This is a genomic window from Chelatococcus albus (assembly GCF_030067675.1).
GTDB classification, from domain to species: domain Bacteria; phylum Pseudomonadota; class Alphaproteobacteria; order Rhizobiales; family Beijerinckiaceae; genus Chelatococcus_A; species Chelatococcus_A albus.
Map to the genome: position 1 here is coordinate 41,814 of NZ_JASJEV010000005.1, position 26,289 is coordinate 68,102.

General features: G+C 69.9%; 23 protein-coding genes. 6 read left to right on the forward strand and 17 right to left on the reverse strand.

Going from position 1 to position 26,289, the window contains the following annotated elements:
* Positions 1-23 precede the first annotated feature (23 nt).
* On the reverse strand, positions 24-917 hold the full coding sequence (locus QNA08_RS09280) for a DMT family transporter (RefSeq protein WP_283740422.1): 894 nt from the start codon (positions 915-917) through the stop codon (positions 24-26).
* A gap of 90 nt (positions 918-1,007) precedes the next feature.
* Here QNA08_RS09280 and QNA08_RS09285 point away from each other — a divergent pair, with 90 nt between their 5' ends.
* Positions 1,008-1,934 carry a LysR substrate-binding domain-containing protein gene (locus QNA08_RS09285; RefSeq protein ID WP_283740423.1) on the forward strand — a complete coding sequence of 309 codons (927 nt, stop codon included), beginning with the start codon at positions 1,008-1,010 and terminating at the stop codon, positions 1,932-1,934.
* A gap of 143 nt (positions 1,935-2,077) precedes the next feature.
* Here QNA08_RS09285 and rpsD read toward each other — a convergent pair whose 3' ends face one another.
* From rpsD to QNA08_RS09305, 4 genes are all read right to left on the reverse strand, one after another.
* Positions 2,078-2,695, reverse strand: coding sequence for a 30S ribosomal protein S4 (gene rpsD / locus QNA08_RS09290; protein WP_283740424.1), 618 nt, complete (start codon positions 2,693-2,695; stop codon positions 2,078-2,080).
* 183 nt (positions 2,696-2,878) lie between these two features.
* Positions 2,879-3,748 (reverse strand): glutamate racemase, encoded by an 870-nt coding sequence (murI, locus tag QNA08_RS09295; RefSeq protein WP_283740425.1) that lies wholly within the window; start codon positions 3,746-3,748, stop codon positions 2,879-2,881.
* A gap of 151 nt (positions 3,749-3,899) precedes the next feature.
* Entirely contained in the window at positions 3,900-5,126 is a 1,227-nt protein-coding gene (locus QNA08_RS09300; RefSeq protein WP_283740426.1) for an alpha/beta hydrolase family protein, read from the reverse strand.
* A gap of 101 nt (positions 5,127-5,227) precedes the next feature.
* On the reverse strand, positions 5,228-6,055 hold the full coding sequence (locus QNA08_RS09305; RefSeq protein ID WP_283740427.1) for an RNA methyltransferase: 828 nt from the start codon (positions 6,053-6,055) through the stop codon (positions 5,228-5,230).
* Between the two features lie 203 nt (positions 6,056-6,258).
* Here QNA08_RS09305 and QNA08_RS09310 point away from each other — a divergent pair, with 203 nt between their 5' ends.
* From QNA08_RS09310 to QNA08_RS09320, 3 genes are all read left to right on the forward strand, one after another.
* The gene (locus QNA08_RS09310) at positions 6,259-6,543 is read left to right on the forward strand and encodes a hypothetical protein (protein ID WP_283740428.1); all 285 of its coding nucleotides are present in this window, start codon (positions 6,259-6,261) and stop codon (positions 6,541-6,543) included.
* A gap of 160 nt (positions 6,544-6,703) precedes the next feature.
* Positions 6,704-7,918 (forward strand): NADP-dependent isocitrate dehydrogenase, encoded by a 1,215-nt coding sequence (locus QNA08_RS09315; RefSeq protein ID WP_283740429.1) that lies wholly within the window; start codon positions 6,704-6,706, stop codon positions 7,916-7,918.
* A gap of 208 nt (positions 7,919-8,126) precedes the next feature.
* Positions 8,127-8,585, forward strand: coding sequence for a GFA family protein (locus QNA08_RS09320; protein ID WP_283740430.1), 459 nt, complete (start codon positions 8,127-8,129; stop codon positions 8,583-8,585).
* Positions 8,586-8,677: 92 nt separating this feature from the next.
* Here the strand turns inward: QNA08_RS09320 and alaS are convergent, their stop codons facing one another.
* The 9 genes from alaS to flgB all read right to left on the reverse strand — a co-directional run bounded on the left by alaS (position 8,678) and on the right by flgB (position 18,714).
* Positions 8,678-11,335, reverse strand: coding sequence for an alanine--tRNA ligase (gene alaS / locus QNA08_RS09325; RefSeq protein WP_283740650.1), 2,658 nt, complete (start codon positions 11,333-11,335; stop codon positions 8,678-8,680).
* 178 nt (positions 11,336-11,513) lie between these two features.
* Positions 11,514-12,596, reverse strand: a complete 1,083-nt coding sequence (gene recA / locus QNA08_RS09330) for a recombinase RecA (RefSeq protein WP_283740431.1) — start codon at positions 12,594-12,596, stop codon at positions 11,514-11,516.
* Between the two features lie 180 nt (positions 12,597-12,776).
* Positions 12,777-15,296 carry a cell cycle histidine kinase CckA gene (cckA, locus tag QNA08_RS09335; protein WP_283740432.1) on the reverse strand — a complete coding sequence of 840 codons (2,520 nt, stop codon included), beginning with the start codon at positions 15,294-15,296 and terminating at the stop codon, positions 12,777-12,779.
* A 58-nt stretch (positions 15,297-15,354) separates the two neighbouring features.
* Complete coding sequence (flhB, locus tag QNA08_RS09340; protein ID WP_283740433.1) at positions 15,355-16,422, reverse strand: flagellar biosynthesis protein FlhB; 1,068 nt, start codon at positions 16,420-16,422, stop codon at positions 15,355-15,357.
* A gap of 3 nt (positions 16,423-16,425) precedes the next feature.
* Positions 16,426-17,187: a flagellar biosynthetic protein FliR gene (gene fliR, locus QNA08_RS09345; RefSeq protein WP_283740434.1), complete on the reverse strand. Its 762-nt coding sequence runs from the start codon at positions 17,185-17,187 to the stop codon at positions 16,426-16,428.
* Between the two features lie 76 nt (positions 17,188-17,263).
* Positions 17,264-17,530 (reverse strand): flagellar biosynthesis protein FliQ, encoded by a 267-nt coding sequence (gene fliQ, locus QNA08_RS09350; protein WP_283740435.1) that lies wholly within the window; start codon positions 17,528-17,530, stop codon positions 17,264-17,266.
* Between the two features lie 26 nt (positions 17,531-17,556).
* The gene (fliE, locus tag QNA08_RS09355; RefSeq protein ID WP_283740436.1) at positions 17,557-17,877 is read right to left on the reverse strand and encodes a flagellar hook-basal body complex protein FliE; all 321 of its coding nucleotides are present in this window, start codon (positions 17,875-17,877) and stop codon (positions 17,557-17,559) included.
* Between the two features lie 19 nt (positions 17,878-17,896).
* On the reverse strand, positions 17,897-18,307 hold the full coding sequence (flgC, locus tag QNA08_RS09360) for a flagellar basal body rod protein FlgC (RefSeq protein WP_283740437.1): 411 nt from the start codon (positions 18,305-18,307) through the stop codon (positions 17,897-17,899).
* A gap of 14 nt (positions 18,308-18,321) precedes the next feature.
* Positions 18,322-18,714, reverse strand: coding sequence for a flagellar basal body rod protein FlgB (gene flgB / locus QNA08_RS09365; RefSeq protein WP_283740438.1), 393 nt, complete (start codon positions 18,712-18,714; stop codon positions 18,322-18,324).
* Positions 18,715-18,914: 200 nt separating this feature from the next.
* Here flgB and QNA08_RS09370 point away from each other — a divergent pair, with 200 nt between their 5' ends.
* Both QNA08_RS09370 and fliP read left to right on the forward strand, forming a co-directional pair.
* Positions 18,915-20,246 (forward strand): hypothetical protein, encoded by a 1,332-nt coding sequence (locus QNA08_RS09370; RefSeq protein WP_283740439.1) that lies wholly within the window; start codon positions 18,915-18,917, stop codon positions 20,244-20,246.
* Between the two features lie 196 nt (positions 20,247-20,442).
* On the forward strand, positions 20,443-21,192 hold the full coding sequence (gene fliP / locus QNA08_RS09375) for a flagellar type III secretion system pore protein FliP (RefSeq protein ID WP_340321911.1): 750 nt from the start codon (positions 20,443-20,445) through the stop codon (positions 21,190-21,192).
* 45 nt (positions 21,193-21,237) lie between these two features.
* Here the strand turns inward: fliP and QNA08_RS09380 are convergent, their stop codons facing one another.
* From QNA08_RS09380 to QNA08_RS09390, 3 genes are all read right to left on the reverse strand, one after another.
* Complete coding sequence (locus QNA08_RS09380; RefSeq protein ID WP_283740441.1) at positions 21,238-24,711, reverse strand: hypothetical protein; 3,474 nt, start codon at positions 24,709-24,711, stop codon at positions 21,238-21,240.
* Between the two features lie 239 nt (positions 24,712-24,950).
* Positions 24,951-25,805 carry a MotE family protein gene (locus QNA08_RS09385; protein WP_283740442.1) on the reverse strand — a complete coding sequence of 285 codons (855 nt, stop codon included), beginning with the start codon at positions 25,803-25,805 and terminating at the stop codon, positions 24,951-24,953.
* On the reverse strand, positions 25,802-26,287 hold the full coding sequence (locus QNA08_RS09390) for a DUF6468 domain-containing protein (protein WP_283740443.1): 486 nt from the start codon (positions 26,285-26,287) through the stop codon (positions 25,802-25,804). The genes QNA08_RS09385 and QNA08_RS09390 overlap by 4 nt, the downstream gene beginning before the upstream one ends.
* Between the last annotated feature and the right edge of the window lie 2 nt (positions 26,288-26,289).

Here is a 26,289-nt window from a genome sequence, read left to right on the forward strand (position 1 = left end):
GCCAGCGTTCCTGTGAAGGGAGCTCACCGCTTCAGATTGACCACGATCACGCCGCCGAGCGCCATGGCGCCGCCGACGAGGCCGAGCGTGCCGGGCACCTCGCCCAGCCACAGGAAGCCCATGGCGGTCGCGACCGGCGGCACGCAGTACATGAAGTTCGAGGCCCGCGCCGCAGGCAGGCGCGACAGCGCCACCGCCCAGGCGCCATAGGCGATCAGGCTCGGCACAAGGCCGAGGTAGATGACTGCGGCTAGCGCCTCGGGCGCGGCGGCGGGAACCTGCGTGAGGCCGCCCGGCAGGCCCGGCGCCAGGATCAGGGCACCGATCACCATGTGCGAGGCCGAGACGGTGAGCGGCCTGTGCCGGGCGAAGAGCGGTTTCTGCGCCACCGTGGTGACCGAGTTGCACAGGGCGGCGCCAAGAATGAGGAGCGCCCCTTCGTCGATCCGCATGCCCTGCCCCTCGCCGAGCGCGATGAGGCCGATGCCGGCGAAGGAAAGCGCCGTGCCGGCCCAGGCCCTGCGCCCGAACTGCTCGCCGAGGATCATCAGCGCCAGCACCGCGGTAATGATCGGATTGACGTTGATGATGAAGCTCGCGGCACCCGCCGAGACCGTCCTCTCTCCCGCGTTGAGGAGAAGCGTGTAGAGCGCCACGAAGAACAGGCCGCCGGCCGCGAAGCGCCACCACTCGCCCCGCGTCGGCAGGGGCGGACGCGTGAGCGCGAGGAACAACGCTGCCGGCACCGCGGCAATTGCGAAGCGCAACGCCCCGAGTTCGAGCGGCCCGAAGGCGGCGAGCCCGACGCGGATGGCGGGAAAGGCGGAAGCCCAGGCGATGATGGTGACGGCCAGAGCCGCCGCCGTCACGGCGTCGAAGGATCTGCGCGCGGGGGCACATTCGGCGGCAATGCTCATCCTGTCACCCTGTCGGGACCATCTGCCGCCCGCACGGTCGCGTGACGCGCCCGCATTGACAATAGAACAAATCGACAGCGAGCTGTGCACATGGATCACAGCTCGTCCGCCCTGCCCCCGCTCGACACGCTGCGCGCCTTCGAGGCGGCGGCGCGCACCGGCAGCTTTTCCGCCGCGGCGCAGAGCCTCCACCTGACGCACGGTGCGATCAGCCGGCAGATTGGCCGGCTGGAGCAATGGCTTGGCCAGCGCCTCTTCGAGCGCCGGGCGCGCGGCGTGGCGCTGACCCCCGACGGCCAGCGCCTCTACCAGCGCACGAGCGAGGCTTTTGCCCTCATCGCCGACACCTCCGACCGCTGGATCGAGCCGCGCGGCAGCACGGTGGTCAAGCTCACCACCATTCCCTCCGTATGCGGCTTGTGGCTCCTGCCCCGCCTCGCCGCATTGGAAGCGGGCGCCCCAAGGCTGCAGGTCGAGCTCCTGGTCGACCACCGCCATCTCGATCTGGAGACGGAGAACATCGACCTCGCCATCCGCTGCGGCCGTGGCAGCCTGCCCGGACGCGCCTGCGTGCAGCTCTTCGAGGAGCACTGCTTCCCGATCGCCTCGCCCGAGGTGGCCGCCGCCGCCGGCAGCGGCGACGTCGCGCGCCTCCTCGCCTTTCCGCTCATCCACGATTCCGACGCGTCGAAATGGCGGGCGTGGTTCGCAGCCCATGGCGTCGACTACCGCCTGCGTCGGCAGGATCGCCGCTTCGAGGACTACAATCTGGTGCTCGACGCCGCGGCCAACGGCCTCGGCATCACGCTCGCCCGGCCGCCCCTGGCCGAGGAAGCCTTGCGCACGGGCCGCCTCATCGCGGACGATCCACGCACCGTCCTCATCCTGATGGGCTATTTCCTCGACCGTCCCGTCGGGCGGATGCGCCCCGCGGCGGCCGAGCTCACCCGGCGCATCATGGCCACGGCCGGCGTGGAAGCGACGGCGGCGGATGCCTTTCTGCGCGCCGAGCGCTGACCCGGGCGCCCAAGGCACAGGAACGACCCGCAGCACCGCACACAGCTTGGGATCCCATCACGCTCCCTCCCGGCGTCGCGACGCCGGAAAAAGCAAAAGGCCGCCCGCAGGCGGCCTTCGCATCTCGTGGAACTGTCCGCCGATCAGCGAGAGTAGAACTCGACGACCAGGTTCGGCTCCATCTGCACCGGATACGGCACGTCCGACAGCGAGGGCACGCGCACGTAGGTCGCCTTCATCTTGGCGTGGTCGACCTCGATGTAGTCCGGCACGTCACGCTCGGCGAGCGCCACGCTCTCGAGGACGATGGCGAGCTGCTTCGAGGAGTCCTTGACCTCGATGACGTCGCCCGGCTTCACGAGGTAGCTGCCGATGTTGACACGGCGGCCGTTGACCTTGACGTGCCCGTGGTTGACGAACTGGCGCGCGGCGAACACGGTCGGCACGAACTTGGCGCGGTAGACGACGGCGTCCAGGCGGCGCTCGAGCAGGCCGATCAGGTTCTCTCCCGAGTCGCCCTTGAGGCGGATGGCCTCGGCGTAGTAGCGGCGGAACTGCTTCTCGGAAATCGAGCCGTAGTAGCCCTTGAGCTTCTGCTTGGCGCGCAGCTGCGTGCCGAAGTCCGACAGCTTGCCCTTGCGGCGCTGGCCGTGCTGGCCCGGGCCGTACTCGCGGCGGTTCACGGGGCTCTTCGGGCGGCCCCAGATGTTCTGGCCCAGGCGGCGATCGATCTTGTACTTTGCCTGAATTCTCTTCGACATCGCGTGTCCTCTCGGCAACGGATCGGTTGAGGAACGCGCCCTCCTCTTCCCCCGCGGGGGACGACAGGTCCGGACGTTGCCGGGCCTCGGGTGCGCACAAATGCCCGCGCGGGCCGTCGAGGTCTCCCCCGCTGCCCGCGCGAACGGCGGGTCAATACGCGCGAACGCGCGCGCTGTCAAACCTCAAGCCGTGGAGAGGGGCATCGCCTCGATATCGATCCGCGGAAGGCCGCGGGCGGAGAGCGCGGCACACAGGGCGGCGGTCATGCCGGCCCCGCTCGTGAAAACGGCGAGGGCATCTTCCTCTCCCTCGTGCACGGCGAGCGGCCCGCCGAGGAGCTGCACGACGCGCCGCGCAATGGCCGGCGCCGGGTCGATCCAGGCGACAGGCCACGGCGCCAGGCGATCGAAGCGGTCGCGCAACAGCGGATAATGCGTACAGGCAAGCGCGATTGCGTCCGTGCGGCCGCCGTCCTCGGCGACGAAGCACGGTGCGATCTCCGCCATGATGTCGGTGTCCGCGACCGGCCGGCCCGTCAGCTCGGCCTCCGCATAGGCGGCGAGGTGCCGCGAGCCGACGAGCGTCACCTGGCAGTCGCCGGCATAGGTCCGCACGAGGTCCTGGGTGTAGTCGCGCGCCACCGTGCCCGGCGTGGCGAGCACGCTGATGCGCCTGGAGCGCGAGACGGCCGCCGCCGGCTTCACCGCGGGCACCGTGCCCACGAAGGGCACGGCGAAGCGCTGGCGCAGTGCCGGCAAGACCAGCGTCGAGGCCGTGTTGCAGGCGATCACCACGAGATCGGGCGCATGAAGCGATACGAGCCGCTCCATCACGGCAAGCACGCGCGCGACGAGAACGTCTTCATTCAGCCGGCCATAGGGAAAGCCGGCGTCGTCGGCGGCATAGACGAAGCGCGCGTCGGGACGCGCCTTGAGCACCTCGGCGAAGACGGTGAGCCCGCCGAGACCGGAATCGAAGACGAGGATGGTCGGCACCCGCGGCGTCATGACCGCGGGGCGATACACGGTTCCGGCGAGAAGGTCGATACGCATGACAGGTGGGCCACACGCGGACGGCTGTTCCGTCGGTCCACGCAGGGACCGTCCGCGCCGCCCGTGCGGGCCGCCGGCACGCCGCCGCATCGGCGTCAGGAGACCACGCCCGCGGTTAAGGAAGCGTCAACCCCTGGCTCACACGGGGGGCTCAGCGCGGCGCCGTGGCAGGCGCCGCAGCAGCAGTGTCCCCGCCGGGCACCTCTGCCTTCGGCGCCGCAGGTTTCGGGCTTTCGACGCTCAGCCGGCGCACGGGCCAGCCATCGCTCCACAGGCCCATCTCGTAGAGGCGCGCGTCACGTTTCAGGGTGATCACGTCGCGGCCGGCGAAGGCCACCTCGCGGGCGAGGTCGAAGGTTTTCCACAGGCCATACCAGTCCATGCCGTCGGTGCCCTGCAGCGCCAGCATCTGCAGTTCCTGCTGCTCCATACGGTTGAGGAACCACTGCTCGGTGGCGTTGCGGCGCGCCTGCTCACGTGCCGCCTTGTCGCGCGGAGCCGCCTTGGCCTGCGCCGGCCGCGGCTGCGCCCCTTCCACCGCGCCCTCGATCTTGGCGAGATCGTAGGCCGGGTTCGGCGCGGCGGCGGCATAGTGCCCCGCGACGAGGGGCGGTTGGCCATGGTTGTCGGACGGCAGACGCACGAGCAGGCGATGATCGGGCCCGACGGCCGCACCGGCGGCGCGGATGATCTGGCGCGCCCCGCCGTCGCCCGCCACGGTGTCGCGATCACCGGTGACCATGACCAGCATCGTACCAGGCGCGAGCGTCGCGAGGTCGGCGAGCGGCACGCCGCGCGTCTTGGCGTCGACCGGTGCGCGCGCTGGCATGGCGCCCATGACGAGGAGCGGGCGCGGCACGCCCTCGCCCTCGGCGAGCGCGGCGAGATTGGCGGCGATGATCGCGCCAGCCGCGTGGCCGACGAAGGCCACGTGGGACAGGTCGTGCTTCACCACACCCTCCGCCTCCAGCGCCGCGAGCGCCTGTCGGATGCCCTTGGCCGCCTCGCTGGTGACGTCGGCCGTCATCGTCTTGCCGCCGCTCTCCTGATAGCGCGGATAGACGACGACGAGCCCCTTGCGCACAAGGTGGTCGATCCAGCCGCCGTAGATCTGCGGATCGACCGCCCCCCAGGCGTGCAGGAAGACGACGACCGGCTTCGCCGCTGAGGAGCGCTCGGCCGCGTGGAAGACGAAGGCCTGGGCACTGCCGCTGCCATAGGCGCGCTTGATCACGTCGCCGGCAGCATAGTCGGCCCCGCCGGGACCGTTCTTCGGCTGCGTCGGCGCGGTGGCGGCCTCGGCGAGCCCCGATACGGCGGCAACGAGCGCGGCGACGACGACGGAGCGCAGGAGATGGGGCAGCGGAGAAGCCAGCACGGCGACGATCCTCGTAAGAGCCGCAAGGCCCGATTCGGTCGGGCCGGACAATTGCGGGCATGACACCATGGTTTCGTTACCGATCAGTGCCCTGCACCGCCTCAACGATCCTCGTCCTTCGGCGCGACGGCGGAGCGGCGCGACGGGCGGGGCCTGTTGCGGCCGCCACGCCGCCCCTGCACCAGGGCCACCACCGCGCCGCGCAGGGTGCGCACGTCCTGCTCGGTCATGCCGATGCGATGGAAGATGTTGCGCAGGTTGCGCGTCATGAGCGGGCGCTTCTCCGGCGGCATGAAGAAGGACACCGCGTCGAGCTCGGCTTCCAGATATTCGAAGAAGGAGATCACGCCCTCACGCGTCGCCGGCGGGGAGCGTTCGGCCGTGGCGAAGGGCAGCGCCCCGGCCTGCGCCGTCTTGAACCATTCGTAGCCGACGAGAAGGACCGCCTGCGCCAGGTTGAGCGAGGCATAGGCCGGATTGACGGGGAAGGTGACGACCGCGTCGGCGAGCGCGATCTCGTCGTTCTCGAGGCCGATGCGCTCGCGACCGAAGAGCACGCCGACCCGCTCCCCCGCACTGATGCGCCCGTGGATCTCGGCGGCCGCCCCGTCGGCGCCGAGGATGGGCTTCATCTGCCCGCGCTCGCGCGCCGTCGTGGCGAGCAGGTAATGGAGGTCTGCCACGGCGCTGCGCACATCCGGGAAGATGCGCGCGCCCTCGATGACATGGGCGGCGCCGGCCGCCGTCGCCAGCGCCTTGTCGTTGGGCCAGCCATCGCGCGGATTGACGATGCGCAGCTCCGACAACCCGAAATTCGCCATCGCCCGCGCCGCCATGCCGATGTTCTCGCCCATCTGCGGCTCGACCAGGATGACGGCGGGCCCACCGGTAATCAGGTCTCTCGTTCGGTCCGTTCCAGCCCCTGGCATGGCTCGCAGTCTCACACGCGGCGCTCCGCGGGCGCCCGCCCGCGGCAGGGGATACGCCGGCAAACCGATTGCGGCAACCGTGAAGGGGGACCATCCCTGGTGCGCGCTCACACCGAACACCGCTGCGGATCGCGAGAGCATCAGCCTACCCGCTCCGCAAGGCACAGGTGGTCCCATGCAGGAAGCACTCCCCGGAGCACACCATGATCCGCAACGTCTTGCTCGCGACCGCCGTCATCGGGTTCGCCGCCACCGACCGCGAGGCCCGTCCCCGGGACAGGCGCCACATGGCCGGCGCCGACGGAGATACAGGCCGCATCCTCTATGACGACGGCTACGACGACCTCTTCTGCGTGCGACGCACGCGCCTCGTCGGCTACGACTGGTGGGGACGGCCGATCTTTCGCCGCGCGACGCGGTGCCGCCGAGGCCGCGGGTGCCCCTTCCGCTCAGGAGCGCGCCTGCCGCGGCGCGCTCCGCGCCGTTGAACGCTCCCGCCGCCCCCTTCGTTTCTGGCGGCCCGCCTCCGCCGAAAGCGAGCCTTCCGCCCCGTGCGCCGGCGCGCTAGAAGCGCCACGCCGGCGCGCGGGCCCGCACGGACGCACGCCGAGGCCCCTCTACGACCCTTCCCCGTGCGAGGTGAGGAACATGGCTAAGATCAAGGTGGCGAACCCCGTCGTCGAACTCGACGGCGACGAGATGACCCGGATCATCTGGCAGTACATCAAGGACAAGCTGATCCACCCCTACCTCGACGTCGACCTCAAGTACTACGACCTGGGCATCCAGCACCGCGATGCGACGGGCGACAAGGTCACGATCGAGGCCGCGGAAGCCATCAAGAAGTACGGCGTCGGTGTGAAGTGTGCCACCATCACGCCGGATGAGGCCCGGGTGAAGGAATTCGGCCTCAAGGAGATGTGGAAGTCGCCGAACGGCACCATCCGCAATATCCTGGGTGGCGTCATCTTCCGCGAGCCGATCATCTGCAAGAACGTGCCGCGCCTCGTGCCGGGCTGGACGCAGCCGATCATCGTGGGCCGCCACGCCTTCGGCGACCAGTATCGCGCCACCGACTTCAAGGTTCCCGGCAAGGGCCGCCTCACCATCAAGTTCGAGGGCGAGGACGGCACGGTGATCGAGAAGGAGGTGTTCAAGTTCCCGAACGCCGGCGTCGCCATGGCGATGTACAACCTCGACGAGTCGATCCGCGAGTTCGCCCGCGCCTCGATGAACTACGGGCTCGCCCGCAAGTATCCCGTCTACCTCTCGACCAAGAACACGATCCTCAAGGCCTATGACGGCCGCTTCAAGGACCTGTTCCAGGAGGTCTACGAGAACGAGTTCAAGGCCAGGTTCGATGCCGCCGGCATCCACTACGAACACCGCCTGATCGACGACATGGTCGCCTCGGCGCTCAAGTGGTCGGGCGGCTATGTCTGGGCCTGCAAGAACTACGACGGCGACGTGCAGTCCGACACGGTGGCGCAGGGCTTCGGCTCGCTCGGTCTCATGACCTCCGTGCTCATGACCCCGGACGGCCAGACGGTGGAGGCCGAGGCCGCCCACGGCACGGTGACGCGCCACTACCGCGAGCACCAGAAGGGCAAGGAGACCTCGACCAACTCCATCGCCTCGATCTTCGCCTGGACACGCGGCCTCGCCCACCGCGCCAAGCTCGACGACAATGCCGAGCTCAAGACCTTCGCCGAGACGCTCGAGAAGGTCTGCATCGACACAGTGGAGGCCGGCTACATGACGAAGGACCTCGCCCTCCTCGTCGGCGCCGACCAGAAGTGGCTGTCGACCACCGGCTTCCTCGACAAGATCGACGAGAACCTCAGGAAGGCCATGGCCGCCTGAGGTCCGTCCGCGGGCATGCCCCGCCGATCGCGACGAAGCAGGCGCCCGGGCGGACCACGCCCGGGCGCTTTGCCTTGCAGCGCCGTTCACCCCCCGTGATGAAGGCGATCACGCATCGGCGTTACCCGCGGCCGCGGATGCGTGGCACATTGCCCTGCATCGCAAGGGCAAAGGGGTTTTGGCCATGGCGGAGACACGGCGAAGGATCGTGAGCGGGGGCTGCCAGTGCGGCGCGGTGCGCTATGCGGTCTACGGCGAGCCCTTCGCGCCGTCGATCTGCTGGTGCCGGATGTGTCAGAAGGCGACCGGCGGCCTCTTCGGCGCCTACGTCGACGTGAAGGCGGCCGATCTCGTCTGGACGCGCGGCGAGCCGGGGCGCTTTGCGAGCTCCGCCGCGGCCGAGCGCGGCTTCTGCGCCTCCTGCAGCACGCCGCTGTTCTACAAGCTGCGCAGCGCCGCCCATTACGCCATCACCATGGGCAGCCTCGATCACCCGCACGACTGGCCGCCGCAGAGCCAGCTCGTGCCCGAGAACCGCCCGGCCTTCTGCGAGAGCCTCGCGAGCCTCGAGGTGGTGCCGACCTCCGCCTGGCTGGCGCAGGACCCCGAGGGTTTCGCCTCGCGCCAGCATCCCGACCATGACACCGAGGTCTGGCCGCCGCGGTAACGCAGGCGGCTCCTCCGCAGGCCGAGGGGGCCTGTCAGTGGGTCGCGAAGCCCCGCCGTATCACCCTCCCGCCGACGGGTCGCCGCCTCGCCTCAGGCGGCGGTCGCGACCGCGGCTTCGATGGCGGCGAGCGCTTCCTCGGCGCGCCCCCCTTCCGGGCCGCCGGCCTGGGCAAGATCGCGGCGCCCGCCCCCGCCCTTGCCGCCGAGCTTCTCGGCGCCGGTACGCACCAGCGCCACCGCATCGAGCTTCTGCGTCAGGTCGTCGGTCACGCCCACGACGATGCCGGCCTTGCCGTCCTCCGCCACGCTGATGATGGCGACGACGCCGGATCCGAGCCGCTTCTTGCCGTCGTCGGCAAGGCTCTTCAGATCCTTCATCTCGACGCCGCTGACGGCACGGGCGAGAAGCTTGACGCCGGCGACCTCCTTGACCGGAGTCTCGCCGCCGCCGGCCCCGCCCATGGCGAGCTTCTTGCGTGCATCGGCAAGGTCCCGCTCGAGCTTGCGGCGCTCCTCGATCAGCGCCTCGAGGCGACCGGCTGCCTCCGCCGCCGGAACCTTGAGGAGCCCGGCGAGCTCCTTGAGCCTGCGGCTCTCGTCGGCGAGATGGCGCCGCGCCGCATCGCCCGTCAACGCCTCGACGCGCCGCACGCCGGCCGCCACCGCGCCCTCCGACACGACAGTCACGAGGCCGATGTCGCCCGTGCGCGACACGTGCGTGCCGCCGCAGAGCTCGACGGAGAAGGTCCTGCCGCCCTCCTCCGGCACGGTGCCCATGGAGACGACGCGCACCTCCTCGCCGTATTTCTCGCCGAACAGCGCCCGCGCGCCCGACGTGATCGCGTCGTCCACCGCCATGAGATGGGTCGCGACCGGCGCGTTCTGCAGCACCATCCGGTTGGCGATGTCCTCGATCGCCGCGAGCTCACCTTCGGCGATGGGCTTGGGATGGCTGAAGTCGAAGCGCAGCCGGTCGGGCGCCACGAGCGAGCCCTTCTGCGCCACGTGGTCGCCGAGAACGCGGCGCAGGGCCTCGTGCAGGAGATGCGTGGCCGAGTGATTGGCGCGGATGGCGGTTCGGCGCGCATGATCGACCGCGAGCTCGACCGCGTGGCCGACCACGAGCTCCCCTTCCTCCACCGTGACGCTGTGCACGAACAGGTCGCCGAGCTTCTTCTGCGTGTCGGTGACGCGCACCCGCACGCCGGGCGCCGTAACGAGCCCCGTGTCGCCGATCTGGCCGCCCGATTCGCCGTAGAAGGGCGTCTGGTTGACGACCATCTGTCCGCGTTCGCCGGCGGCGAGCGCCTTGACCTCCGCCCCGTCCTTGACGAGCGCGGTGACCACGCCCTCGGCCGTCTCGGTATCGTAGCCCAGGAAGTCGGTGGCACCGACCTTCTCCTTCAGGCCGAACCACAATGCTTCCGTCGCCGCCTCGCCCGAGCCGGCCCAGGCCGCCCGCGCCTTCTCGCGCTGGCGCTCCATGGCGGCGGAAAAGGCATTGGTGTCGACGCCGATGCCGCGCGTGCGCAGGGCGTCCTGCGTCAGGTCCAGCGGGAAGCCGTAGGTGTCGTAGAGCGTGAAGGCGACCTCGCCGGACAGGTTGTCGCCGGCCCTCAGCGCCCGGCTCTCATCGTCGAGGATGGCAAGGCCGCGCGCCAGCGTCTTGCGGAAGCGCGTCTCCTCGAGCTTCAGCGTCTCGGCGATCAGCGCCTCGGCCCGGACGAGCTCGGGATAGGCCTGCCCCATCTCGCGCACGAGCGCTGGCACGAGCTTCCACATCAGCGGCTCGCCGGCGCCGAGGAGCTGGGCATGACGCATGGCGCGGCGCATGATGCGGCGCAGCACGTAGCCGCGGCCTTCGTTCGATGGCAGCACGCCGTCAGCGACGAGGAAGGACGAGGCGCGCAGATGGTCGGCGATGACGCGGTGATGCACCTTCTGGTCACCGTCGGGGTCGACACCCGTCGCATTGGCCACCGCCATGATGAGCGAGCGCATCAGGTCGGTGGCATAGTTGTCGTGCGTGCCCTGCAGCACGGCGGCGATGCGCTCCAGCCCCATGCCGGTGTCGATCGACGGCTTCGGCAGCGCGATGCGCTGGCCGTCGGCCATCTGCTCAAACTGCATGAAGACGAGGTTCCAGATCTCGATGAAGCGGTCCCCGTCGGCATCGGCGCTGCCGGGCGGCCCGCCGGGGATGTGCTCGCCGTGGTCGTAGAAGATCTCCGAGCAGGGGCCGCAGGGGCCGGTGTCGCCCATCTGCCAGAAATTGTCGGAGGTCGGGATGCGCACGATCTTCTCGTCCGGCAGCCCGGCGATCTTCTTCCACAGGCCGAAGGCCTCGTCGTCCTCGGAGAAGACCGTCACCATGAGCCGCTTCTCCGGCAGCCCGAACTCCTTGGTGATGAGGTTCCAGGCGAGCTCGATCGCCGTCTCCTTGAAGTAGTCCCCGAAGGAGAAATTGCCGAGCATCTCGAAGAAGGTGTGGTGTCGCGCCGTGTAGCCGACGTTGTCGAGATCGTTGTGCTTGCCGCCGGCGCGCACGCATTTCTGCGACGTGGCCGCACGCGTATAGGGCCGCCTCTCGATGCCGGTGAAGACGTTCTTGAACTGCACCATCCCGGCGTTGGTGAACATCAACGTCGGGTCGTTGCGCGGCACGAGCGGGCTCGAGGCCACGACCTCATGGCCGTTCTTGCCGAAGTAATCGAGAAAGGTCGATCGGATCTCGTTGACGCCGCTCATCAGGCTCGCACTCGTGACCATGGGCGGCACGCCTCGCGCCGCCTTCTCCTCGTCAGGCCCGTGTTTCTAGAGGCCGTGCAGGACGCTGTCGAGTGCACTCGACGCCCCAAGCGAAAGCGGGCGCCGCCTCCCGCGCCGCCCGCCCCCCAAGTCGCCGCCCGCATGAGGCCGACGCGGCTCAGGCCGCGCCCTCGTCGAGATCCTCGGCCGTCGGGTCGACGTTCTCGAGAATGCGATCGGCGAGCAGGCCGGCGTTCTGCCGGATGGCGAGCTCGATCTTGGCCGCGATGTCCGGGTTGTCGCGCAGGAACTGCTTGGCGTTCTCGCGCCCCTGCCCGAGCCGCTGGCTGTCGTAGGAGAACCATGCGCCGGACTTCTCCACGATACCGGCCTTGACGCCGAGATCGACGAGCTCGCCCGTCTTCGACACGCCCTCGCCGTACATGATGTCGAACTCGACCTGCTTGAACGGCGGCGCCACCTTGTTCTTCACGACCTTGACGCGCGTCGTGTTGCCGATGACCTCGTCGCGGTCCTTGATCGAGCCGACGCGCCGGATGTCGAGGCGCACCGAGGCGTAGAACTTGAGCGCGTTGCCGCCAGTCGTCGTCTCCGGGCTGCCGTACATGACGCCGATCTTCATGCGGATCTGGTTGATGAAGATCACCATGCAGTTCGAGCGCGAGATGGAGGCGGTGAGCTTGCGCAGGGCCTGACTCATCAGGCGCGCCTGCAGGCCCGGCTGCACCTCGCCCATCTCCCCCTCGATCTCCGAGCGCGGCACGAGCGCCGCGACCGAATCGACAACGAGCACATCGATGGCGCCCGAGCGCACGAGCGTGTCGGCGATCTCGAGCGCCTGCTCGCCCGTATCGGGCTGGGAGATGAGCAGGTCGTCGAGCTTCACGCCGAGTTTGCGCGCATAGACGGGATCGAGCGCGTGCTCGGCGTCGATGAAGCCGCAGATGCCGCCCTTCTTCTGCGCTTCGGCCACCGTGTGGAGCGCCAGCGTCGTCTTGCCCGAGGATTCCGGGCCGTAGATCTCGATGACGCGGCCGCGCGGCAGGCCACCCACGCCGAGCGCGATGTCGAGCCCGAGCGACCCCGTGGAGATCGTCTCGATCTCGATGGCCTTGTTCTGGCCGAGCCGCATGATCGAGCCTTTGCCGAACGCGCGCTCGATCTGCGAGAGCGCGGCGTCGAGGGCTTTCGCCTTGTCCATGGAGCTGCCTTCCACGAGTCGCAAACTGGGCTGGGACATGAGTGCTCACCCCTTATGGCACGGCGCGCGAATGAGTCTCAATGGACGCGCTGAACACACATGTACCTATTTTGTTCTCGCCGACAAGTTCTTTTTTTGTTCTACCCACCGAAACGACGCGGGCGTCAAGGCAAGTCTGCGTGAGCCCTCCCTCGCGCGGACCTGTCAGCCCTGGGCCCGTCAGCCCATGGCCGCCTTCACCGCCTCGACGAGCTGCTTGAGGCTGAAGGGCTTGGGCAGGAAGGTGAAGTCCTCGCCCTCGGGGAGGTTCTTCTTGAACGCGTCCTCGGCATAGCCGGAGGCGAAGATGAACTTGAGCGCCGGCTGCTTGCGCCTCAGCTCGCGCAGGAGGCTCGGGCCGTCCATCTCGGGCATGACCACGTCGGAGACGACAAGGTCGATGGGCGAGGGATGCTCCTCCACGATCGCCATCGCCTCGCGGCCCGATCCCGCCTCGAGCACAGTATAGCCGCGCGCCGCCAGCGCCCGGGCGCCGAAGGCGCGCACCGCCTCCTCGTCCTCGACGAGCAGGATGGTGCCGCGCCCCGTCAGGTCCGCCGCCTGTTTCTTCGCGGTCTCCGCCTTCGGCGCCTCCTCTGCCTCCGCCGGCACGTGGCGCGGCAGGAAGATGCGGAAGGTGGTGCCCCGGCCCACCTCGCTCTCGCAGAAGATGAAGCCGCCCGTCTGCTTGACGATGCCGTAGACGGTGGAAAGGCCGAGGCCCGTGCCCTTGCCCACCTCCTTGGTGGTGAAGAAGGGCTCGAAGATCTTCTCGATCACCTCGGGTGGCATCCCCGAGCCCGTATCCGCCACCTCGACCATGACGTAGTCGCCTGCCGGCATGGTCCTGTCGCCGTAGGCGCCGCTCTCGGCGGCCGGCACGTTCGCCGTGCGGATGGTGAGCCTGCCGCCTTCGGGCATGGCGTCGCGCGCGTTGACGGCGAGATTGACGATCACCTGCTCGAACTGGTTGACGTCGGCCTTGACGAGCCACAGGTCGCGCCCGTGCCTGAGGTCGAGCTCCACGGTCTCGCCGAGCAGGCGCTTGAGGAGCAGCGACAGATCGGACAGCCCCTCGCCGAGCTGGATGACCTGCGGGCGCAGCGTCTGCCGGCGTGAGAACGCCAGCAGCTGGCGCACGAGACTCGCCGCACGGTTGGCGTTCTGCTTGATCTGCATGATGTCCTGGAAGGACGGATCGGTCGGCCGGTGATTGGCTAGAAGCAGGTCGGAATAGCCGATGATGGCCTGCAGCACGTTGTTGAAGTCGTGCGCCACTCCGCCGGCGAGCTGGCCCACCGCCTGCATCTTCTGCGCCTGGGCGAACTGCGCCTCGAGCTCCCGCTGCTCGGTCGTCTCCAGCGCGTAGACGATGGCCGCCTCCCCGTCCCCGTCGCCGTCCTCGACCGAGCTCAGATAGAGGCGCGCCGAGCGGGCGCCGTCGCCGGCGACGAGGGCATCGATCGGCGCGATGTCGTCGCGTCCCTCGGCCGCCGCCCTGATCGCCGCGTCGAGCGCGTTGCGGTCGCGTTCGGCGACGACGTCGAGGATCGAGCGGTCGCTGCCGCCCTCCCCCTTGGCGAAGGCGCCGCCGAACAGGCGGGCGAAGGAGGCGTTGCTGCGCACCACCCGCCCGTTGCGGTCGACGGCGGCGATGGCCACCGGCGTGTTGTTGAAGAAGCGGGCAAAGCGCACCTCCGCCGCGCGCTGCCCCTCGGCCACGTCCTCGCCGGGCGAGCGGTTGAGCACGAGGGTGCGCGAGGGCCCGGCCTCTCCCTCCGCCCCGAAGGCGACACGATGGAAGACGCGCACCGGCAGGGACTGGCCGCCGCGGCGGCGCAGGTCAATGTCCAGGATCTCGGTTCGCACGTCGCCCGGCGCGCCGGTGACGGCGCCGAGGAGCGCTGCTGCGTTGACGGGCACGACGTCGGCGAGCCGCAGGCCCCCCGAGCCGACCTTGGCAAGGTCGTGGTCGAGCCAACCCGCGAGCGTCGCATTCATGTAGACGATCTGGCCGCTCGGATCGATGGACAGGAAGCCCGCGGGCGCATGATCGAGATAATCGATGGCGTGCTGCAGCTCCTGGAACACGTTCTCCTGGCGCTCGCGCTCGCGCGTCACGTCGGCGATGCTCCAGAGCGCGGCGCGCCGGCCGCCCGGACGTGCGAGCGGCTTCACCCGCACCCGGTACCAGCCGGCGTCCTCGCGCCCGCCGAGACCGGGCGCGAGCCGGATCTCCTCGGCCGTCGTCCGTCCCTCGCGCGCCGCCTGCGCCAGGCGATAGACCGCCTCCGACACCTCCGGCGCGCCGCTGAACAGCCTCTCGGCAGCGCGCAGGTCGGCGAGGCTCGTCGCCTGCGCGAATGCGAGATAGGCCTCGTTGGCGTAGACCACGCGCCCGTCCGACTCGACGACGAGAACGCCTTCGTCGGCCGTGTCGGCCATCAGCTTGGTCAGGTCGTTGCGCGCGCCGCGGCCCGCAAACTGCACCACCCCCACGGCGAAGGCGAGCAGGCAGAAGATGCCGACGACGGCGAGCGCCGCAAGGAAGGCGATGATGAAGGGTTGCGCCCGCTCGCTGCCGAGGAAATTGAGCGCCACCAGCGCGCCGACCAGCACGCCCGCAAAGAGGACGAGGAGGCCCGCGTGTCCCGGCCTCTCGGAGCGGTCGATCGAGGTGGTTGCGGTCGTCTCGCTCATGCCTCTCGGCCCCTTCGGCGCCCGGCTGCGGCGCCGGCGCGTCACGTCTCGTCAAGCCTTATGACGCCCTGCCCCGCAGCCGCAAGACATAGCCTATGACCTCCGCCACCGCCTTGTAGTGCTCCACGGGAATTTCGGCGTCGATCTCGACCGCGGCGTAGAGGGTGCGGGCGAGCGGCGGGTTCTCCACGACCGCCACCCCGCTCTCCTCCGCGAGCGCGCGGATGCGCAGCGCCAGCGCATCGACGCCCTTCGCCACGCAGACCGGCGCCGGCATCTTCTTATCGTAGCGCAGGGCGACGGCGAAATGCGTCGGGTTGGCGATGACGACGGTGGCCTTGGGCACCGCCGCCATCATGCGCTTCTTCGCCCGCGTCGTGCGCAGCTGGCGGACCCTCGACTTGATCTCGGGATTACCCTCGGTTTCCTTGAACTCCTGCTTCAGCTCCTGCTTGGTCATGCGCAGGCGCTTGCGCCAGGAGAAGCGCTGGTAGAGGAAATCACCGGCCGCGAGAAAGGCCAGCGCTGCAAGCACCGCCGTCATCAGCTTCAGGACGAGGTCCTGCGAAGCGGGCAGGATGGCGACCGGGTCGAGCCGCGCGAGAACGTCGAGCCGGTCGCGCTCGCCCCACAGTACCGTCCAGGCCAGGGCTCCGATGATGGCGATCTTGAGGAGCCCCTTGCCGAACTGGACAAGGGCCTCGCGCCCGAAGATGCGCTTGAACCCCGCGCCGGGGGAGATGCGCGAGAGCTGCGGCATCAGCGGCGTGAGCGTCCAAAGCGGCTTGTTCTGCACGAGCGCCCCCCCGAGCGCAGCGAGGAGAAGGAGGCCGCAAGGCAGGACGAGCGCCCACAAGCCGGCGGCGAGCGCGCGGCGTCCGGCAGCCAGGAAGCCGTCCGCGCTCGAGGGCACCGCATGGGCGTTCATGAGGAAGACCTTGAGCGATGCGCTCAGGCCCTGGGCGACCGGCGCGGCGAGCACGAGCACGGCGAGCGTGAAACCGCCGAGGACGAACCAGGTGTTCACCTCGACGCTCTTCGGCACGTCGCCGCGCTTGATCGCCTCTTCGAGCCGCCGCTCTGTCGGCTCTTCGGTGCGGTCGTCGTTGTCCTGCCCCTCGGCCATGGCTCACCCCGGCAGCATCTCGCCGAGGAAGGCGCGCACGTCCTCGAGAAACACCCCCATCATGATGCCGAGGACGGCAAGGAGAATGACCATGCCGGCGATGATGGTCGCCGGCATGGCGAGGAAGAAGACCTGCATCTGCGGCATCAGGCGCGAGAGTACGCCGAGGCCGAGGTTGAACAGGAGGCCGAAGACGATGAAAGGTGCTGCGATCTGCACGGCGACCGTGAAGCCGCGCCCGACCGCCTTGATGGCGAGCATGGCCGCGTCCCCGCTCGCCGGCACGCCTCCCGGCGGCAGGATGGCGTAGCTGCCCTGGATCCCCGCGATGGCAACGTGATGCAGGTCCGTGGCGAAGATGAGCGTGATGCCAAGCAGCGTCAGGAAGTTGGTGAGCACGGCGTCGTAGCTGCCCGCCGCCGGGTTGACCTGCTGGGCGAAGGCGAGGCCGAGCTGCTGCGCCACGATGGTGCCGGCCGTCTGCAGGCTGGCCACGACCATGCGGGCGGCAAGCCCGAGCATCAGGCCTACGGCGATCTCCCCGATGAGGACGGCGATCGTCGCCGGCGCGGCGATGCCGCCGGCGAGCGCCGGCAGGGAGCGGCTCGCCAGAGGATGGAAGACAAGCGTGAGGAGCACGGCGAGCGCCAGCCGCGACCGCGCGGAGATCATGCGCTCGCCCAGGCCGGGCAGCAGCATGACGAGCGCGCCGACCCGCGCGAAGACGAGAATGTAGGAGGCGGCCGTCTCGGGCGTGATCGTCATCGCTTGGCGGAACCGGCATGGCTCGGCGAACGAGCAGGGCCCCGCCGCCCGCCATCCGCACGATTCGGCGGCGAGTTTAGCCGCCCGCGACGATTCGCGCTGCGATCCGCGCCATGTAGCCGGCCAGCGCATCGCCCATGAAGGGCAGGAGAAAGAGGAGCGCGCCGAAGACCGCGAGGATCTTCGGCACGTAAACGAGCGTCTGCTCCTGGAGCTGCGTCAGCGCCTGCACGAGCGACACGACGAGGCCCACGGCCAGCGCCACCAGCATCAGCGGCCCTCCGACCTTCAGGAAGGTGACGATGCCGTCGCGGGCGACGTCGAGGATGGCGGCGGGGGTCATGGCGCGCTTCGGCCTCGTGCGGGTCGTCAGATCGGCATGCGCATGATTTCCTCATAGGCCGCGATGACGCGATCGCGCACCGCCACGAGGCTTTCGACGGCCGCTTCGCTCTCCGCCACGGCGGTCACGACGTCAACGATGTCGCCCTTGCCCTGGACGGCGGCGATGCCCTGGCTTTCGGCTTTCTGGCCCGCCTGGGCGACGCCGTCGATGGCCTGGCTGACGAGTGCGGCGAAGCTGCCGTCGGCCGAGGAGGTCTCGCCGGAAAAGGCCGGCTTCAGGCTGTCCTGCGTCGCGAGACGCTGGACGGAGGTATAGGCACCGGCGGCAAAGGTGGGGGTGGCCATGGCAATGTCCTTGGTTGTCCTAGACGCGGAGGATGTCGAGGGTGCGGTTGATCATGCGGCGCGTGGCGCCGATGAGATTGAGGTTGGCCTCGTAGCTGCGCTGCGCTTCGCGCATGTCCATGACTTCGATGACCGAATTGACGTTGGGCAGTTTCACCTGGCCGTTATCATCCGCCGCCGGATGCCCTGGATCGAAACGCGTGCGGAAGGCCGACCGGTCGGTCTTGACCCGCCCGAGCTCGACGAGCTGGACGCCCAGCTCGTTGTCGAAGCGGCGCTCGAATGTGGGCAGCTTGCGCCGGTAGGGCTCCGCGCCGGGCTTGCTCGCCGCCGAGTCCGCATTGGCGATGTTCTCCGCGATGACGCGCATGCGGCCTGATTGCGCCCTGAGCCCGGAAGCCGCGATCGAGAGGCTCTTCAGGAAATCCATGGGGAAGTTGCTCCTCAGGCCCGGCGACCGATCGCGACCTTCAGGAGCGACAGGCTCTTCGAATACAGCGTCGTGGCCATCTGAAAGTCCGTCTGGTTCTGGGCGACCTTCATCATCTCCTCCTCGAGCGACACGCCGTTGCCGCTCGGGGAGACCTCGAAGCGCTTGGCGTCGCGGCCGTCGAAGCCGGAGGTACCGCCGGCCGCGACCAGATGCGCCGGGCTCGTGCGCACCATGCCGATGTCGCCGCGCCCGCTGCGGCCGGCCGCCGGCTCGCGCAGGTCGCGCGGCTTGAAGCCGGGCGTGTCGGCGTTGGCCACGTTCTCGGCCAGCACTTTCTGGCGCGCCTGATGCCACTGCATCCGCGCCTTCAGGAGATCCATCAAGGGCAAACCGGCGATCGACACGCGCATCCTCCACGCTTGAGGCCGGCAAAATCTGCCCGGTGCATGGTTAATGAACGGTAAATGCCGGGCGAGAAAGGCGCGGCGGCGGATTCGCCTTGCCTTAAACGGTGGTTAATCCTAAGCAGCAGGGGGGTTACGCTCACGCGTAGTGCAGGTCATCGGCAGATTGTCCGGCGTTCGGACGACGAGGGAAGCACGCCTTGCAGTCGTTCTTTGGAATCGAGCTCTCTGCGACAGGCAAGTTTCTGATCGCATTCGCCATCATCATTCTCCTGCTGGCGCTCTTCGCGCTGGTGCTGCGACGGATCACGGGCGGGCGCCTGACGCTCACCGGACAGAGCGCCGGACGGTCGCGTCAGCCGCGCCTCGGCATCGTCGACATCTACGATCTCGACCGGCAGCGTCAGCTCATCCTGTTGCGGCGCGACAATGTCGAGCACCTCGTCATGATCGGCGGGCCGAACGACGTGGTGGTCGAGTCACATATCTTGCGCGGCGTCGCGCGCGTGCCGGTGCATCCTCAGCCGGTGGCGACCGAGGGGGCTCCCCTGCCCGTTCCGCCGCCGATCGCCGCGGCGGAATCCGTGCCGCCGTTGCGCCCGGCGGTCATCGAGCCGAAGGCCGAGGTGGTGCCCGCTGCGGCCGTGCCGGACCTGCGCACCGAGCCGACCTTCGCCCCTTCGCCCGCGCCGCCCCCTCCCCGCGTGGAGCCGACGCCCGTCGTTCCTGAGCGGCCTGCGGCGGCGACGCCGCAGCGCGCCGTGGGAGAGCGTGTCGTCCCGTCCTTCGAGCCGCGCGCTCCTGCCGTGCCGCCGCAGCGGCCCGCCGCGGACGTCGTTGCGGTCGATCGTCGCGCCGCCGAGCCCGTGGCGGGACCGGGCTCGCGCGAAACGCGGCCCAAGGTCGATCTTCCGCCGTCGCCGCCGCCGGAGGACAAGGTCGCCGACGACAAGACCCTGTCCGAGATGGCGCGCCAGCTCGAGGAAGCCTTGAAGCGTCCCTTCTCTGCCGTTCGGCCGTCGAGCGCTGCAGCGATCGACACCGCTACGCATGCCCCGGCCCAGCAGGCGGCACCTCGCCAGCCGGCGCCGCCGCCCGCGCCGACCGAGGGCGCTGCGGACAAGGGCGCGAGCCCTGCTGCGAAGGAAGCCGAGCCGGCCCCCGCCAGCCGCTTCGCCCGCCCCTTCACCCCAGCGCCGTCCCCGATCGCCACCCAGCGTCCAGCGCCTGCCGCTCCGCGGCCCGCGGAGCCGCCGCATGCCCCCGCCGAGCCTGCGGCCGCCGCTGCGGTTGCGCCGCCGCCCGCGCCCAAGGTTGAGGAGGTCAAGGCCGCCGCGCCCGCCGCCCCGACGGCGCCGGCCCTCGAGCCCGCAGCTCCCGCGGTGAGCGAACCGAAAGTCGACGATCGAGCCTCGGCGCCGGCGGCGGAAGCCGGCAGGCCGCCGAAGGAGTTCGACCCCTTCTCCGTCGAGGAGATCGAGGCGGAGTTCGCGCGCCTTCTCGGCCGCGCACCGCCGAAAGTCGACAAGTAATCCTCGCCCGGCGCCCCGTCGCGCTCGCGATGGGGCGCGTATAACCCGGCCCGCGCATCTCGCTGTGCTTGCCTCACGGCCAAGGCGCCACCTACGGTCCGGCAGGAGAGGGGCGCGATTCGGGGCCATGTGGCAGGGTCAGAGAAAGGACTGCGCTGCGAGAGGGAGCAGGCCGCGGCTGCCGTACCGTGGCGGCGTGCAGCGACGGGTCCTCGTTTTGGGCATCTCGACCCTTCTGGTGCTGGGCGGCCTGCACATCGCGAGCGCGCCGGCTTTCGCGCAGAGCATCAATCTCGATCTGGGCCCGGGCGGCGGCGTGACGGAGCGGGCACTCCAGCTCGTCGCGCTGGTCACGCTCCTGTCGCTCGCCCCGTCGATCCTCGTGATGGTCACGTCCTTCACGCGGATCGTCGTCGTGTTGTCGCTGCTGCGCTCGGCCATCGGCACGCAGACGGCACCGCCCAACGCCGTCATCACCAGTCTCGCCCTGTTCCTGACGGCCTTCGTCATGGCGCCGACATTCCGCGAGGCCTATACCGTCGGGGTCGAGCCGCTCGTCGGCGGCCAGATCACCCAGCCGCAAGCCTTCGAACGGGCCGCGGCACCGTTCCGCACCTTCATGTTGCGGCATGTGCGCGAGAAGGATCTCGCCCTCTTCCTCGACCTGTCGAAGCAACCGCGCCCGGCCTCTCCTCAGGAGACCAGCCTGACCGTGCTGGTGCCGGCGTTCATGATCTCCGAGCTGCGGCGGGCCTTCGAGATCGGCTTCCTGATCTTCGTGCCCTTCCTCATCATCGACCTCGTCATCGCCTCGATCCTGATGTCGGTCGGCATGATGATGCTGCCGCCGGTGACGGTGGCCCTGCCCTTCAAGCTGATCTTCTTCGTGCTCGTGGACGGCTGGAGCCTGATCGCCGGGTCGCTGGTGCAGAGCTACGGGAGCTGAGGTGACATCCGGCGTTGGGGAAGCCGCGGCCGAGCGTCGGCTCCCTCATCCCCGCGGCGCCTGAACCTCCGTCGGCGGGATCGGCGCCTCGGCTTGGGATTCGGCAGGCGCCTCCCTCAGCGGCTGCCGGCGCGGCCGTGCCACGGTCGCGCTCTCGGGATAGCGCTTGCGGTACTCGGCGAGGAAATCCGACAGTGTGTCGGCATTGACGACCGACGAGGCGATCTCGCGGAACTCGCGCGTGCCGCGCGCCTGCGGTGCCGTCAGGAAGGTGAAGGTCTTCGCATCGGCGCTGTCGGCCATCTTCGCCGCATATTTCGAGCGCAGCCGGTCGAGCGACAGCGTCTCCTCCGCAAGCGCATAGGCAATGGCCGCGCGCATGACGTCGGCGCGATCCTGGTCCGACAGAGCCTCACGGCCCTGCCAGCGGTCGCCGAGCATGGCCTCGTGCGCCTCGCCGGCCTGCCGCCAGCGCCGGCCCTGCCAGACGATGTCCGCCCGCAGGCGGTCGATCTCGGGCCCCGTTTCGCCCGCGATGAGGTCGAGCGCGAGATCCGTGCGCGAGAGATCGGAGAGCGCACGGGCCTCGAGCAGCAGGCGCGCCCTCTTTACCTGCGCGGGCAGTTCCGGCAGGCGCGTCTCCTGCAGGACGGCGAGCGCCTGCGCCGGCTTGCCGCCGACGAGGCGCAACGTCGCGAGCCGCGCCGCGACCGTGGCGCGAGCTGCCCCGGTGAGGCGCTTCTCCACCTGATGCTGCAGGAGCGTCGCCGCCGGCTCGATGAGGTCGAGCTCGGCGAGGCGGTCGGCGAGGCGCCGCACGATCTCGTCGCCCCGCCGGCCGATCGGGGTGAACTCCTTGAAGTCGTAGTAGAGGGCCAGTGCCTCGACGCGGCCGAGGCGCTCGCTCTTGCCGGTCAGGAACAGCTCCTCGAACTGCCGCGCGGTCTCGTCGTGGAGCGTCCGCGTGACCTCGTGGTCGGTGTAGATCTGGTTCGCCAGCCGGGCAATCTGGAAGGCCTCGCGCCAGCGGCCCGTCTCGGCGTAGAGACGCCCGAGCTGGCCGAGCGTCTCCACCTCGATGTCGTCGCCGCGCCAGACCACGCTGAGCCGCTCCAGGCGGTCGAGGGCCTCGTTGCGGTCGATGGCGTTTTCGCGCAGGGCGAGCACCGTGCCGCGCAGCATCGCCTCGGCGGCGATCGGCCGGTCCTCGGTCTTGCTAAGGAGCTCGTAGGCGGCGATGGCGTCCTCGCTCTGGCCGGTCGCCTCGTCGAGCCGGGCGCGCAGAAGCGTGACCGGATTGCGCGGCACGGGGCTCGGTGTGAGCTGCTCGAGCGTCTTGAGCATGCGCTCGGCGAGGGTGAAGTCCTTCATCTCGAGTGCCGCGCGCGCCGCATGCAGCCGCAACACGCCCTGCAGGTCGTCAGGATAGGCATCGAGCACGGTCATGTGCCGCTGGAAGGTGGCGAGCGCTGGCGCCCAGCGCTTGGCGCGGGCGTCGAGCACGGCCCGCCACAGGGCGACCTCGGGTTCGGCGGCGAAGACCGGCGCGTCGAAGAGCTCGCGCGCCTTGCCGTCGCGGTTCGTCAGGGTTGCGACGAACGCGCGCCAGAAAAGGAGTTCCCGCGACGCCGCCGCCGTCGGATCGGTCTGCGCCATCAGGGCGAGAACGCCCTCCGCCTCCGGCGCGAGACCGTTGGCGACGAGGAAACGGGCGAGCGCGAAGCGCGCGTTCGCCTTTTCCACTCGGGAGGCGGCGGAGGCCGCCTGTTCGAGCGCGCGTTTGCGCTCGCGAATGGAGCCCGCGCGCACCTCGTTCCATTCTGCCCGGCGGATGAACAGATCGGCGGCCTGCCCGGCGCCCTGCGCCTTCTCGTCCGGCTCCTCCGCCTGCGACAGCGCAAGGCCGCCATCGCGCGCGACGGTCGCGCCCTCGAGCCCGGTCGCAACCGTCAGGTCGTCTGCCTGCGGGACGACGGCGAGGCCGTGCGCCGTCCGCAGGGCGCGAAACTCGACGAAACGTTGCGGCTTGATCAGCGCCTGCGCCGGCGCGAACGCCGTAACGACGGCAACGCGTGTCCCGTCCGCCTCGTCGAGCCAATGCACCCCGGCGCTCCCGGCCATCGGCACGACGGCGAGATTGCGGCCGGCATGATCAACCTTGCGGCTTACGGAGAGCGTCTCGACGGGCGCGGCTGCCTCGTCTCCGAGCGCGAGAACCCACCCGGCACCCTCGGGCATCAGCCGCGACAGGGTCTGGCGCTGCAACCCGATGCGCACGACGAGGGCCCCGCTGCGCCGCTCGGTCTCGAACTGCTTCACCGGCGCCGGCAGGTTCGTCGTCAGGCCGAACGTGTCGACGAATTCCTTCGTGTCGAAGACGAGGGTCACGACACCGCCGCGCTCGAAGGCCGCGGCGGCTGTCCGTGACCGGAACGGAAACGCGATCGTCAGACCGTTCTCGATCTGCGTCGCGACCGGCCGGACCGGCTCTCCCGCGAGCGCAGCCGCCCCGCCGGGTGGCAAGGGCGCACCGCCGGCCGGTGGCGCAACCGAAGGGACGCCGGCAGCGGGCGGGGTGGCGACCGCGGCGGCGGCCTGCTCGCTGGCTGCCTTCACGGGTGGAGGCGCGACGGTTTCACCCGGCGTCCGCGCCGTCTCCCTGGCGGCGGCAGGTGGCCGCTCGGCCGCCGCGCCCTCCTCGCGCTGCGACGAGCGCTGTCCGCCGGGCGGCGGAGCCTCCGGCGACGGACGTGCCGCGGGCGCACGGGTGAAGTCGAGCACGAAGCTGTCGTCCTCGCGAAAGCCGCGCAGCTCGGTGCCCGGCGCAAGCCGCAGGGTGAGCTTGAGCGACGACCCGGTCGCCTCCTCCTGAAGCTCGGTAACGGCTGCCGGCATCGCCGCCTTCAGCTTGAGGACATCGGCGGTCAGCGGAGCGTCGAAGAGGATTTCGGCCCGGTCCTTCGCCTGGCGGAAGACGACCGGCGTCGCCGGCGGCGTCTCCATCACCACGCGCGTCAGCGTCGGCAATGTCGCCGTGCGAAAGACGAGCGGCTGCGGCTGGCGCTCGCCGCGGCGCTTCGCCTCTTCGCGCACGAGGGCCTCCGCGGCCCGGGCGCGCCGCGCGAGTTCGTCAACGACGTGTTGCGGCAGGCCCGGCGGCAGGCCCTTCCAGCCTTCCGGCAGCAGATCGAGATAGACCTGCTCGCCGGCCTCCATGAGATTCGCGCGCATGGGCCGGACGAGCGCAAGGCGCATGCCGCGGCCGTCCGGATCGACGCGCACGATGGACACGTAGCTCGGCAGTTCGGCGGCCAGGCGCTCGGCGTTGAGCGTCACGGGCTCGGAGAAGGCGAGCACCAGGATGCCGTTGCTGACGCGGGTGCTGACCTTGGGCGGCGAATCGAACTGGAGGATGATCCGGCCGAAGCCGCTCATTTCGCTGCCGCGCACCGTGGCCTTGGCGGCGAGGGCGGCATCCGCAGCCGCCAGCATGGTGCAGAAGGCGGCGGCAAAGGCCACGCGCCGCGCGATCGGCGAGCCGCGACGGCCCGCAGTTTTGTGCCCCTTCAGGACCATCGAAGCCTGACGCCCCTACCGACCAGCATGCAGAAGCATGTCTGGCGACACACGCCTTCTGCGTGCCGCAGTACGTTAGTCGGCGTGGGCTAACGCGACCTTAATCCGCTGTCATGCGGCGTCCCGCGGCTGCCGCGGCCCCCCACCCGCAGCCGGTTCCGATGGCCTCGATGCGCCGGCCTTCACGGTTGCTGCGGCAGCTCCCGGCGCACGGTCGGCTCGATCGCCGGCAGCTCCGTCGGCGGCAGCACGGAGGACACGGCTGCGGGCTTCGCCTCGGCGTTCACGCCCTTGGCGCGGGAGGCCAGCGCCACCGTCAGCCGTTCGGCAGCCTCGGGGGTCATCGACGCCAGCACCTCAGCCATCTTGCGCGGGTTCATCTGCAGCACGACGGGCACGAGAACGTCGTGCGGCAGGCGATCGAAGACGCGCGCTGCCTCCTTCGGCTTCATGGCCTCGTACATGGTGACGAGATTGCGCAGCGCCGCTCCTTCCTCCTTGCGCTGCACGGCGTCGCTGCCCCGGTCCTCGAGCGTCTTCAGCTCGTTGATGCGCGTCTCGAGCTTCTTCTCGGCGCTCTCCAGGAGCTTCTCCCGCGTCTCGAGCTCGCGCGAGCGGCTGTCCAGCTCGTCCCGCCGCTCGCCAAGGCGCTCCAGGAGCGCGCGCTCGGCCGGCGAGACGGTGGCCTGCGGGTTCTCGAGATTGATTCGCGTGCCGCTCGCGGGCTGGGCCGCTCCGGCCTGCGCTTCGCGACGTCCGGCCTGAGACCCGGCCTGGTCGCCCTTCTGCTCCGCGCCCTTGCCGGCGCCCACGCTGCCGGTGAATTCCGGATCCGCCACCACCGGGCCGTTGCTGCGCGCATTGGCGATGACGCGACCGAAGGCCGGGATCTGCTGACCGGACGATGCCGACGCGACGGGTTTCGCCGCAGGCTGTCCGGCCGTGCTTTCGGGGGCGATGATGGCCACGAGGCGCAGGCCGAGAAGACCCGCGGCCGCGACAATCACCGCATCGAGAAGGCGAAACCTGCGCTTCATGCCGCCTGCCCCTCGAGGCGCTTGAGCGCCCGCTCGGCAAGCTTCTGCGCGGTCGAGGCGGCTGCGGAGAGCCGGCTCGCCGCCCGCGACACCTCCGGCGCCGCTTCGAGTGCCGGCGGGGTCTGTTCGTTGGCGGCCTTCGCGGGCGCCACGAGCTGCGACGCCTCGACGATCTGGGCGATGCGGCTCATGACGCCTTCGCCGGCCGACACCTGCTCGGACAGGTCGGCAGCGTAGCGCTCCGCCGTCCGCAGGCGCTCGGCGAGGGTTCGGTCGCAATCCCCGAGCGTCGTGCGCAGACCCGCGATCGCCCTTTCAGCCGTCTCCGTGGCGAGGACGAGTTCCGAAATCGTCTTGCGCATGGCCGATTCGTCCGCCTTCAGGCGCACGATGCGCTTGTTGAGCGCCACGCAGGTGCCGATGGTCGCCACGAGGAGAACGGCCATCATCCCGTCCGCGAGCAGCCCGATTGTCGTGCTCATGA

Bases quoted from the DNA above. Each gene is read 5' to 3' on its own strand.
- QNA08_RS09280 (WP_283740422.1), bottom strand. From the start codon at position 917: ATGAGCATTGCCGCCGAATGTGCCCCCGCGCGCAGATCCTTCGACGCC.
- QNA08_RS09285 (WP_283740423.1), top strand. From the start codon at position 1,008: ATGGATCACAGCTCGTCCGCCCTGCCCCCGCTCGACACGCTGCGCGCC.
- rpsD (WP_283740424.1), bottom strand. From the start codon at position 2,695: ATGTCGAAGAGAATTCAGGCAAAGTACAAGATCGATCGCCGCCTGGGC.
- murI (WP_283740425.1), bottom strand. From the start codon at position 3,748: ATGCGTATCGACCTTCTCGCCGGAACCGTGTATCGCCCCGCGGTCATG.
- QNA08_RS09305 (WP_283740427.1), bottom strand. From the start codon at position 6,055: ATGCCAGGGGCTGGAACGGACCGAACGAGAGACCTGATTACCGGTGGG.
- QNA08_RS09310 (WP_283740428.1), top strand. From the start codon at position 6,259: ATGATCCGCAACGTCTTGCTCGCGACCGCCGTCATCGGGTTCGCCGCC.
- QNA08_RS09315 (WP_283740429.1), top strand. From the start codon at position 6,704: ATGGCTAAGATCAAGGTGGCGAACCCCGTCGTCGAACTCGACGGCGAC.
- alaS (WP_283740650.1), bottom strand. From the start codon at position 11,335: ATGAGCGGCGTCAACGAGATCCGATCGACCTTTCTCGATTACTTCGGC.
- recA (WP_283740431.1), bottom strand. From the start codon at position 12,596: ATGTCCCAGCCCAGTTTGCGACTCGTGGAAGGCAGCTCCATGGACAAG.
- cckA (WP_283740432.1), bottom strand. From the start codon at position 15,296: ATGAGCGAGACGACCGCAACCACCTCGATCGACCGCTCCGAGAGGCCG.
- flhB (WP_283740433.1), bottom strand. From the start codon at position 16,422: ATGGCCGAGGGGCAGGACAACGACGACCGCACCGAAGAGCCGACAGAG.
- fliR (WP_283740434.1), bottom strand. From the start codon at position 17,187: ATGACGATCACGCCCGAGACGGCCGCCTCCTACATTCTCGTCTTCGCG.
- fliQ (WP_283740435.1), bottom strand. From the start codon at position 17,530: ATGACCCCCGCCGCCATCCTCGACGTCGCCCGCGACGGCATCGTCACC.
- fliE (WP_283740436.1), bottom strand. From the start codon at position 17,877: ATGGCCACCCCCACCTTTGCCGCCGGTGCCTATACCTCCGTCCAGCGT.
- flgC (WP_283740437.1), bottom strand. From the start codon at position 18,307: ATGGATTTCCTGAAGAGCCTCTCGATCGCGGCTTCCGGGCTCAGGGCG.
- QNA08_RS09385 (WP_283740442.1), bottom strand. From the start codon at position 25,805: ATGAAGCGCAGGTTTCGCCTTCTCGATGCGGTGATTGTCGCGGCCGCG.
- QNA08_RS09390 (WP_283740443.1), bottom strand. From the start codon at position 26,287: ATGAGCACGACAATCGGGCTGCTCGCGGACGGGATGATGGCCGTTCTC.